The sequence below is a fragment of the Acidobacteriota bacterium genome (genome assembly GCA_034211275.1).
GTDB lineage: Bacteria > Acidobacteriota > Thermoanaerobaculia > Multivoradales > JAHZIX01 > JAGQSE01.
Genome location: JAXHTF010000224.1, coordinates 1 through 10,220 on the forward strand (window position 1 = coordinate 1; position 10,220 = coordinate 10,220).

The window sequence follows — 10,220 nt, forward strand, 5'->3', positions numbered from 1 at the left end:
CTGGACTTCACCTCCAGCTTCTATGGAGCGCTGTCCATGGGCATGCCGGTGGACGCGGCCATGGGCGAGGCCCGGCTGGCCATGGGACGCGGCAAAGGCCGGCCCCTCGAATGGGCCACCCCCCTGCTCACCCAGCGGACTCCGGATGGCCGCATCGTGAGCCTGGCCAGCGACTCCGAGGAGCAGAGGTATCAATTCAACATCGTCAGCTTCGACGACCACGGTCGCGAACGCTTCGACAAATACGGAGCCGCGCTACTCCGCCTGGACGAGTTCTTCGACGGGCGACCCATCCGTGCGCCGGAGCTCTGGACCGAGGAAATTCTGCCCGGTCTCAAGGGCTGGCTGCGCAAAGGCATCCTGCCGGAGCAAAAGAGCCGCATCAACTTTGCCGCCCACCTGACCATCGTCCTTGCCACCGGCAGACTACTGGACGTCAAGAGCCGCCGCGACGTGATCGTGCAGCAGTACGACGTGGATTGGGATGCCGAAAAAGGCAACCCCCTCCCGAGTCCGGTCTGGGAGCGGAACTTGCCCATCGAGGTGGTGGACGAGAACAAGACGGATCTGGCGGTGGCGGTGAGCCTTTCCCGCAGCATTCTGCCCGGGGTCCAGGAGTATGTGAGCCGCGGTGAAGGGCCGGCAGCACAGATCGGCAGCATTCTCGACGCCACCCCAACTACCGGCGTCGGCCCCACTTCGGTCCGAGACGGGGTGCACGCCAGCCAGCTCGCTCAAGAGCTGATCAACCGGCTCGACGAGGAATTGGCCAACCGGCCCGGGACCACCATCCACCTTTTCCTCAGCGCCCCTCAGGCGTTCACTTTCTTCTTCGGGATGAGGACCCGGAGCATTCCCAGACTCCAAATGTACGAGCATCACTTCGGCCAGGGCTCTTCAACCTATGTGCCGTCGGTGCTCTTCCAGGGCGATGGGGCGTATTGAGTAAGGCTGCTACCTGGGCAGCTGCTTCTGAGACAGCAAAGCCGGCTCGCTACGTGCGAGCCGGCTCTGTGCATCGTCTTGGGCTAAGCCTAGTCAGAGCCGCCCAAGAGCTTCCGCAACTCAGCCTTGTTCTTCTCTTTAGCCCGAGCAAACCCATCTTTGGGCGCTTCAATATGCTTCTTACGTTCAGCCTCTCTCTGCTCCCTTCTCCTCCGATCCTTCTCCTGCTTCGAGCGCTGAATCCGCGCCTTGACCGCGGGGACGTTGTCCCGCGTGTAGAGCCGATTGCCAACCCAATCAAGAAGCAGGCACAGTTCTGGACCTTCGAAACGATGATCCTCGAGGAAGCCCTTCAGTACCTGAGCCGCGAGGTGCGCTCCCCGCTGGTAGGGGCCGCCTCGAGCCAGCTGATTGTCGGTATCTTGCTCGAGCAGCGACAAGGCGCTAGCGAATTGCTTGGGGTCCTCGAACGCCAGGTGCCGGAGGGGCTTCGTGACCGTATGAAAGGACGAACGGGCAACCTCTTCGTTGGGATCCGAAAGATCCTCAGTCAGCTCCTCGGCCAGCGTCACCAACTTGCTCCTCGGCATGCTCATCTCGGCCCTCCCGGTTCTCGGCTGATTCGCTGACTCAATTCCTCCAGCTTGCCGAGGAATACTTCGGCCCAAGGAGACTTCAACGCGGCCTGCTGCCAGTCTCGACTCACGGCGAGAGCCTCGTCTTGCGCCACCTTCTGCTCCGGGGAAGCTACTTCCGCCTCGTCCTCCGCCAGTCCAGGAGTTTGCTGAATCGGCAATTGGGCAGAGGAGTGCCAGGAGCGCAGAAGCTGCACCCTGATGGGCTGGACTTCCACCCTCCCTTCACCATGGAACCGGAGGCCTCCCAGCCGGAGTAGAAAACCCTGCGATTCTCGGAAGTCATAGCCCAAGCAGAAGAGGAGACGTCCGAGCTCTACTTCCGAGACATCTCGGAAGCAAAGCCTGGCCCTGAAGGCACCGTCGTCGAAGACCTGGCGGAGAGTCGGTAAGGGCGCATCCTGGAGTTGATTCGTCCTGAAGTCGAGTTTCTTGGCTGGCCCGAGATCGTAGAAGCGAAAATCACCTCGCGTCTCCTCCCTACGAGGCTTCCAGGCAACCGGAACCCGTCTCGTCACACAGTTCACCGCGTCTGGTGGGTGCTCCTTGGCATCCGAAAACCACGCCCTACCTCGCCAGCCCATGGCTCCAAACAAAGCACAGGCCTCGCAAAGCTCCTGGACGTGCAGAGGCTTCCTGGGGTGAATCCGGCAAGATCCTCGAGCCAACGGGTTGCAGGAATGCGAGAGGATCTCGTAGATCGTCCGCACCGCCCCCTTGATTCCAGTGCCAGGGATTACCGGCCGGCCGGCAATGCGCTGAGCTTCCTGAACCAAGACTTTCCGGGAACCCTGCTTCTCGATGACGAAACGACCGCTGCTGGGACTCACATAGTGGAACTTGGGAATCTTTAGCTCGAGCTGCAAAAAGCCGCTGAGACAGCCTTTACGCCACTCCTCCTGCCCCAGGGGCGTAGTCCGACGAGGGCGGACGCCCGTGGGCCGATACAGTCCAACCTTCCCCATAGCTCACCCCCCTCCCTGCTGTAGGTAGGTCAGTAGCGGCTTCTCCACCAGGCTGCGATGAAGTCGGTCGACGGCCGCGCCGGAGAATCGCACCCGGTGGAACAGGCCTTGAGTCTCCTCGGTCACCCCTTCCCCGGCGGGAATCGGGAGGGTGTCGTTTTCCGGTAGCCCGTAGTGCCACTGACCTGCCTGGCGAGCTCCCGCGAGCTGTCCTCCGGAGGACAAGAACGAGGAGAAGATCAGCTCCGGATCCTTGATCTTGACCGTCCCCATGCCCCGGGACTTGCAGCCGCCGATCTGGACCATCCCGGAGTTGAGATCGTTGAGGGCCTGGAGAACCATTCCGAGCTGCCAGAGCGAGAAGTTCTCGCCGATGATCGCACCATCGAAGGCACCCTGGACCACCACCTCGGTGTCGTAGAGCACACCACTGGCCGGCCCCTGAGACTTTCTGTCAATACCGACGCCGGCCCGCACCTCGGTTTGATTGGTGGCCTCGAACTCCTCCTCCGTGGGGTAGGCGTCGGGAATCCGGAAGCGCCCCGCCAGCTTGAGCGAACCGAAAGTAAAGCAGGCTCCGCATTGGCCGGCATGGGGTCCCTCCTCATCCGGTACCTCGGAGAGCTTGCGGGTGTGGTGACCGCAGGATTGGCTCTCCTTGACCCGGGTGGGGTCGCACGCTGTCTTCCCCGCCGAGCGGAGGATGCGCTCGACATGGGCTCGCAGCACTCCCTTGAGGCCAGAGCCGGCGAGAAAGACTGTCTTCTCCCCCTCACGGTAGGTGCGATGGAATTCGATGCTGGCCACCGTGGGCTCGATGCCGACCTCCTGCGCCCGAACCAGGATCGGGCCATCGGGAACCAGCCGGAATCGGATCTTCACGCTGTTCTGGAGCTGGTGAAACATGCTCAGCCTCCTTTCCGCTCGGCTCGTGCCGCTTCTACGGTCCTTCGGAATGCCTCGAGGTAGGAGCCCAGCCGTGCCTGAACGCTGCTCCAGGAGGCAGCATCCCCAGACTTGTCACCCGGTCTTGGGTCCGAATCGGAGCTGTCGGGTCCTGATTCCTCGGAGGCCGCTTCGGCCTCGGCGGCGGCGAGGATCTCTTCGGCGGTCCACTCCGTCACCGGACCGACCGCCACTTCCATCCACCCCAGCCCCCGCGCCGAGCCGCCCCCCAGCTGGATCATTCCTTCGCCGAGCATCCACAGACTCTGAGCCAGCAGGCCGATCTCGAAGTCGTCGGGGTTCTCCCAGCGGATCCGGCCCTCGAAGATCGTGCCGGCGGGGACCACCTCGATGTCGTATTTGACCCGGTTGGCGGCGGTGCGGGTTTCCCGGTCGATGCCCACTCCATCCCGGAGCTCGACCTCGACATCCTGCGATTTGCAGAGCAGATCCGAGACCTTCAGCCGGGAGGCGTAGAAATCTTCCGGGTGCACCTTGGGGTCGGTGCCAAAAATCCGATGGAGCACGCCGAGCTTGTTCCAGGTCGCCCGCATCTCGTCGCTACAACCGTTCTCCCCCGACACCGAAGGACTCCAGTCATCCAGCGCGAGCCCCCCAATCAAGCTCTCACAGGCGCTCCGCAGGACCCCGCGAAGGGACGAGCCGGGGATCATCGGCTGCCCCGATCCGTCGCGAATCACCGGCTGGTCGCTGTCGAGGAAGTCCGGCCGGCTGCCGCCACCGATGTGCAGGCCGGTGGCACAGGTCAAGCGCAGAGGAAAGAGAAGCGAGCGGTGCAGGATCCCATGGTGGCGCACCGGGGTCGTCAGGGTGCCGGTCATGAGAGGCCCCCTCCCCCGCCCCGAGCGCCCTGGGTCGCCCTATCCCCGATCTTCGTCTGGAAGACGTAGCGGCGAACCATGTACTCGAAGAAGCTCTGCAGCGCGAAGCGGCGGCGCTCGACCTCGTCACCGGTGGCTTCGCTCTCGCACTTCTCCGCGATCTCCTCCAGCGCCTTGATGACGTCTTCGTAGACCGGCTCCCAAAAGTTCCTGGTCGCATCCCTAGCCGTCTGGTACTCGATGTAGTTGCGCAGCACCGGCACCTCCGACTCCTTCTGGGTGATCTGGATCAGGTTCCGCAGCTGTGAGGTATCACCACCGCGGCCCTCGTCTGATTCATCGTCGTTTGGGCCGCGGCTGGACTGCGACTGCGTCGCGGCCATCCTGTCCGCCAGCTGAGAGGCTTCCCAAACCATCCAGACCTTGAAGTCCGGCGATAGCTTGACCTTCATTTCTTGACCTCCTCGAACAGGCCGAACCGGCCGCAGCCGCTTTCGCGCTGCCTGCCGACGCCCTTCCGTAGCGCGGGCAAGACCCGGCTGAGGAGGGAGGCGACCTGGTTTCGTTCCACGGTGTAGACGTACACGCTGCCGGCGCCGACCGCCGGCAGCCTGGGTTTGAGCGGGCTCTCCTGCCCCTTGCGATGCTTCTCGGGCCTCTCGTCGTAGCCCCCGAAGGCATCGGGCTGGAGCAGTGCCCGATGGGGTGAGAGAGAGATCCCGTCGACGTAGGCCAGGGGATGATCCTTGCCCTCCTCCCGGACGAAGGTCGATTGGGCCACCAAGGCCAAGGGCACCTCGTCCTCATCCCAGGCGAGGTCGGCTCTTGCGAGACCGAGCTCCTCGGCCCACTCTTCAGCCCGCCGCCGGACGGCCTTTCCGAGCTTGAGGACCCGAGCCACCTGCTCCCGGAGATCCTCGGCGGAGGGCTCCGGCTCTCCCTCGAAGCAGACCTCGACCCTCACCCGGCCCTGGCCGTGATTGCGGCCGGCGCCGACGTAGACCGGAGCCTCGACGACCTGGGCCAACAGCTGCGCGGTTTCCTCCGTCAGCCCTTCGACCCGGGTGCTGAAGGAGGTCCGGCGGGACTCGGTGCCCTCCTGGACTCCGGTCTCGGGCAGCCAGGCCTCCACCTGCTCGAAGGAGAACAAGCGTCCCGTGGCGGCGGTGCCGGTGGAGCGGTCGAGGGCCAGGCGGGTCCGGGTTCTCAACAGCAAGCCCTCGATGGGCCGCGGCGGCTCGGGATCGGATCGCAGGGACCGCAAGTCCGGGCTGAGGTAGCGCCCGCTGACCTCGAGCACCTCGTTGAGCCGCTGCCGCGCCAGCTCCTGAGCCAGAAGATCGTTGCGCCGGTCGCCGTTGCGCGTCTTCCGGAGAGTGGCCGGCCGAATCTTCGGCCCGCCTCCCCCGAGCTCGCCCTCTTGCTCCAACACCGGCAGAGCGTCTCCGAAGCTCGCCCGGGTCGATGGATCGACGAAGAGGGCCTGGAATCCCGGCGTATCCGGGTCCACGCCGTTCCTCAGGAGAGCCCAGGCGACCGCTCCGCGCACCGTCGAGCCGGGGATGAAGCCCCGGGTGCGGTGGTAGTTGCCTCTCGGTCCGCCGTCGCCGAAGTGCGCGGGTTCGAGGAGCGTCAGAGTCAGCCTCGCTCCGCCGGCTCGCGGTGCTCCCCGCACGACGCTGGCCGTCTCGCGCTCCGTAGCAGAATCCCCCTCCAACCACCGGAGCTGCACCTCTCCCCCGCTCCGCGCCCTGCCGCCGCCGATCTCGGTGGTGGATTCCAGAGCCGCCCTCAGCACCGCCAGATCCTTCGGGCTCGTGTCCGGGGCGGTTTCCAACGATGCCTCGAAGACCAGCGGCTCGGAGCTCGACTCCACCACCTCGTGGAAAAAGAGCTTGCCCTTCGACACGCTGCCGGTGAAGTCGTCCACCTCGATCCCGGCACGCACCTGCAGTGCGTCGGCAGCGGCGTCGGGATCTCTCGGCATCGCGTCGCTGAATCGCAGCTGGCCGGCCTTGGACCCGGTGCGCGAGCCATCGGGGCCGGAATGGCCGAAGAGCCGATAGACGACGTCCTTGGAGTCCGCGGGGTCCTCGCCGTTCTCCGGGTAATAGGGTCCGGTAGCCCTCTTGCCCACCCCCCGGAGCAGGGCTTCCAGCCGGATCCGCACGGCTCCTCGGAGAGCGGTGGCGGGAATGCAGGGCACCCAGCGCCCCTGCTCGAAGCGCCGGGCGGTGGCGGCGTGGAGACCGAGCTCCCCGCTGCCGTTGCCAGCGATCATCAAATGGCTGAGGACCGTGACTTCGATCTGTGGCATGGCTTAGCCCTCCTCCCTCGAGGGATCGAGATCCCCTACTTCCGCTCCCAGGAAGGGAGCCAGCTGCAAGGCGTCGGGAATCCAGGTTCCGGTCTCCGGAGCCGCCCCGCCGCCCCGATGCAGGCTCCACAGGAAGAAGCGCTGGACGGCACCGGGCTCCGCCATCAGGACCGGCGGATTCTGCGCTTCGAGCCACCGCCCGTAGCGCTTCTTATTGCGGGCGACCTGGTAGAGGAGGAAGTTGAGGAAGATCAGCCGCCCCTCCGCCGCACCGTGCTGCAGGGCGTAGAGCTGGCTCTTCCCCATCTTCTGCTCGGCCAGCGAACGGACCTGGTGCACCAGCTGCGAAAAGCGCTCGGCGGTGTAGGGCCGGCAGGTGCGCCAGAAGCTGGCGTCGTCCGTTCGGTAGGCGACCCCCCGCGCGGTCTCTAACGCCTCCCCCATGGGCGAGCCCTCGGTGACTACCTCGAAGTCCAGCGCCGACGGCGGAGTCTGCGAACCGGCACCGTAGAAGAGCGTCTTGGCGTTCTTCTGGAGGGTCTTGGCCAAGCCGAACTGATATTTGACCGGGAATTTGTGCTCGCAGATCACCAGCCCGCTGCCGACGGTGAGCTCCTGGAGGCCTCGCTCCTCGAGAACCCCTTGCAGCCCTTCCACCTCTCGGCTGGCTTCGCCCACCCAAGCCGGCAACCGCTCCGCAACGGCCACCGCCAGCGGCGCCGGCAGAATCAACACCGTCTCGTCACCGCCGCCCAGCAAGCTCAAGAAGGGAACTTCCCGCCCTACCTCTTCCACCATCAGCTCCCGGACCCGACCCTCGACGCGCCCGAAGACGTGCGCCACCGCGCGGCTCAGAAACCGCAGCTGAGCGAGGGATTCGAGCCCTCCGAAGAGCTGGCCCATGGCGTTGCCGTCGGCGTAGAGGAAGCCGACATAGCGCTCTTTGCCTTCAAGGGGCAGAGGGGAGGCACCGTTGGCCGTGCTCGGGGGTGCCTTCTTCGCCTGGGCCAATGCGTAGGTCTCGACCAATTCCTCGAGGCTGATGCCATTGATCTCGGGTCTCCCCTTGGACCACCGCAGAGCGCAAGCGCTGCACAAGGCCTCACCTTTCACGAGAGCGCCGTCCTCGGCTCCTCCCGGTGCTTGCTCATCACCCCGGGACTTGACGGGGAGAGGCTTCGTCCCCTCCCGATCCCGGCAGGATTCGCACCGCACCGCGGAGCCCGGAATCTCCTTCCTCGCCGGCAAGGCCTGTTCCTTGATCCGGCGCACCTGGTCCCGGGCTCGGCCCAGCACCGCCGCCGTACCAGCGACGAGCCGGACGCCCTTCAAGCCGCCGGAGACCGGCCCCGATTCCGACGCCACGAACTCCGCGGGATCCACCGGTAGGCAGAGGGTCGTCACGCTGAGAGCTTCCGCCGTCCGCTTCCGGAAGAGCTTCTCGATGTCTTCGCACAGCCCCTTCCCCTGCCCCGCCGGTACCAGCAGCAACCCTTCTCCACCGCCGGAGAAAATCACCTTGTCTTCGTGGTCGCCGGCGATCTGCTGGTTGAGCCGCTCCAGAATCACCGACGCCCCCTTGAGCACCGGCGGCCGGCTGGATTCGAAGACATAGCTGCCGATGCGGTCGGTGTCGAAGAGCACCAGCTCCAGCGGTTTGTTCTCGCCGAAGATCCGCCGTGTCGCGGCCTCGACCGCGCTGCGCTCCCCCGCACCCTCGGCGACCGCCCGTATGAGTAGCTCCGGCACCTCACCCGCTCCCGCCAGGGCCGAGCGCACGACGTTCCGTACCTCGCTCAGGCTCTCTTCTTGCGTCTCTAACCTGTCGTTTCTCGCCATCTCGTCATCCCTCAAAGTTGGTCCCTGGCCACCACGGCTAGTCCTTGGTTGCCGTTCCCTAGCCCTTGTTCGCGGGGAGGCGAGATTTCTTCGTTTTTTCTTGAGAATCGCCCCGGCCAGCTCGTCGGGCGCCCCCTGTTTCTGCCAGCTCCACCAGCCCAACGCCGCCCCGCCCCTCAGCACCTCGGCCCACACCGCCTCGCTCGACCAACCGGTAGCGCCTCGGGAAGACTCCCCGGGGAAGCCAACGTAAAGGCCTGTGGTCCTCAGGGAGATCCCGCAGGAGCACCACGAAGTACCGCCCATGGCGCAGCAGGCGCTGGCCGGCCTCCAAGACCCGGTCTTCGAAGTCGTCGAGACCTAGCTGAACCAGAATTGGAGTGAGGGGGCAGGCGACAGAAAGGCCCCGGAGCTTCCAGGCCGCATCCGCGGGAGGAGTCGCCAGGCCGGCAGCGGTGAGCAGCTCAGCGCTCGGTTCGACCTTCACTTCGAGCCAGCGCCGGAGCCACGGCACCAGGGGCTCGTGGGGGAAGAGAGCCTCCAACCGGCGCAGAATGCTCTCCGGCTCGATCTGCTCCCACAGCACCTCCACGGGCAACCGGAGGGCCAAGCAATACCCCTCCCGCCAAGCGCGGTGCAGCGCCTGCCGCGCCCCGTGTTTGCGGTGTCCCCGTCGAAAGGCTTCCGAGGCAACGTCACCGAAGGCCCGTAGCGGCTCCCGCAACACCTCCGCCGCCGCCTGCCGCAACACCCGATCCGCCACCGTCGGCAGCGCCCGCGGCAGTCGTGCGCCGTTGGAGTCGCGTTGCACCACTCCCAGAAGCCGGGAGGGCCGGTAGGTCCCGCTGGCCAGCGCAAAGGAAAGCTCGGAGATTCTCCGGCCGCGGAGCGCTAAGAGCTCTCCCAAAGTCTCACCGTCGACCCCGGCGAAAGAGTTGTCCGGCTTCCCTTTGTGCTGCAGCCGGTCCAGCGCCCGATGGAGACTCCTGGGATCCGCCACCTCCGCCAGCAGCGGCCGGGCAGGGCTGAAGAGCTCCTTGCCCACGGAGGCAAACCCCTCGATCTCGTAGCGACCGAGTCCGAAGGCGGTGCTGGAGCCAACATGAGCGTGCTGACCAGCCAGCAGATACGGAATCCACGCCGTCGGCACACCCCGCAACACCACCTCCCCCAGCACCCCGCCCAAGGTTCTCTTCTGCTGGTGCCTCCCCGGAGCCGGCACATCCACCCACACCAGGTCGGAGGTATCGGCTTCGAGATCGGCTGGAGTGGACAGGAACTCGGCTCGCTCGTCCCGGCTCGGAAAGCGGCCGTGAGTCAGCAGGAAGAGTCGCGCGGCGAGGCGCTGGAGAAAGTGGCCTGCTGGGAAGCAGTCCCGGTGGCAGTAGCCCGAGCGTGGTTTCTGGAGCTCCCGCGGGAGCTTGAGCCGCAGCGGCGAGAGGAACCGCAGCCGCACCTCCTGCCGCCCGGCTCCCGGGGAGGCCTCCCGCGGCCCCCACGGCTGCACGGCTTGCAGGCACTCCCGTAAATCCACTGCAGCCCCCTGCTCCACCGCCTCCACCCGGAAGTTCCCCGCCAGCAAACCACTCTGCCCGGAGCCCTCCTCCCCGACCCGCCGCAGCCCTTCCTCGAGCCGCTCCGCCCACTCGCCCGGTAGCTCGATGAGCGAGATCCCGAAGCAGTAGCCATCCCCCACCTCGTACCGAACCCGCCCACCCTCACACACCACCGG

General features: G+C 65.9%; 8 protein-coding genes. 1 reads left to right on the forward strand and 7 read right to left on the reverse strand.

Annotated features, from left to right (window positions below):
- Window positions 1-945: SAVED domain-containing protein (locus SX243_22670; protein ID MDY7095789.1), on the forward strand; the 945-nt coding region annotated here is incomplete at its 5' end.
- Window positions 946-1,034: 89 nt separating this feature from the next.
- Here the strand turns inward: SX243_22670 and SX243_22675 are convergent.
- The 7 genes from SX243_22675 to cas6 form a co-directional block, all read right to left on the reverse strand.
- Entirely contained in the window at window positions 1,035-1,517 is a 483-nt protein-coding gene (locus SX243_22675) for a hypothetical protein (protein ID MDY7095790.1), read from the reverse strand.
- Window positions 1,518-2,548: 1,031 nt separating this feature from the next.
- The gene (locus SX243_22680) at window positions 2,549-3,451 is read right to left on the reverse strand and encodes an RAMP superfamily CRISPR-associated protein (GenBank protein MDY7095791.1); all 903 of its coding nucleotides are present in this window, start codon (window positions 3,449-3,451) and stop codon (window positions 2,549-2,551) included.
- A gap of 2 nt (window positions 3,452-3,453) precedes the next feature.
- The gene (locus tag SX243_22685; protein ID MDY7095792.1) at window positions 3,454-4,332 is read right to left on the reverse strand and encodes an RAMP superfamily CRISPR-associated protein; all 879 of its coding nucleotides are present in this window, start codon (window positions 4,330-4,332) and stop codon (window positions 3,454-3,456) included.
- Entirely contained in the window at window positions 4,329-4,784 is a 456-nt protein-coding gene (locus tag SX243_22690) for a hypothetical protein (GenBank protein MDY7095793.1), read from the reverse strand. The genes SX243_22685 and SX243_22690 overlap by 4 nt, the downstream gene beginning before the upstream one ends.
- Window positions 4,781-6,649, reverse strand: a complete 1,869-nt coding sequence (locus tag SX243_22695; GenBank protein MDY7095794.1) for an RAMP superfamily CRISPR-associated protein — start codon at window positions 6,647-6,649, stop codon at window positions 4,781-4,783. The genes SX243_22690 and SX243_22695 overlap by 4 nt, the downstream gene beginning before the upstream one ends.
- A gap of 3 nt (window positions 6,650-6,652) precedes the next feature.
- Window positions 6,653-8,488 carry a hypothetical protein gene (locus tag SX243_22700; GenBank protein MDY7095795.1) on the reverse strand — a complete coding sequence of 612 codons (1,836 nt, stop codon included), beginning with the start codon at window positions 8,486-8,488 and terminating at the stop codon, window positions 6,653-6,655.
- 58 nt (window positions 8,489-8,546) lie between these two features.
- The coding region (gene cas6, locus SX243_22705) for a CRISPR system precrRNA processing endoribonuclease RAMP protein Cas6 (protein MDY7095796.1) at window positions 8,547-10,220 on the reverse strand (1,674 nt) is incomplete at its 5' end.

What these genes read in the sequence shown, in the direction of transcription:
- SX243_22695 (MDY7095794.1), bottom strand. Translation starts at nt 6,649, where the DNA reads ATGCCACAGATCGAAGTCACGGTCCTCAGCCATTTGATGATCGCTGGC.
- SX243_22680 (MDY7095791.1), bottom strand. Translation starts at nt 3,451, where the DNA reads ATGTTTCACCAGCTCCAGAACAGCGTGAAGATCCGATTCCGGCTGGTT.
- SX243_22700 (MDY7095795.1), bottom strand. Translation starts at nt 8,488, where the DNA reads ATGGCGAGAAACGACAGGTTAGAGACGCAAGAAGAGAGCCTGAGCGAG.
- SX243_22685 (MDY7095792.1), bottom strand. Translation starts at nt 4,332, where the DNA reads ATGACCGGCACCCTGACGACCCCGGTGCGCCACCATGGGATCCTGCAC.
- SX243_22690 (MDY7095793.1), bottom strand. Translation starts at nt 4,784, where the DNA reads ATGAAGGTCAAGCTATCGCCGGACTTCAAGGTCTGGATGGTTTGGGAA.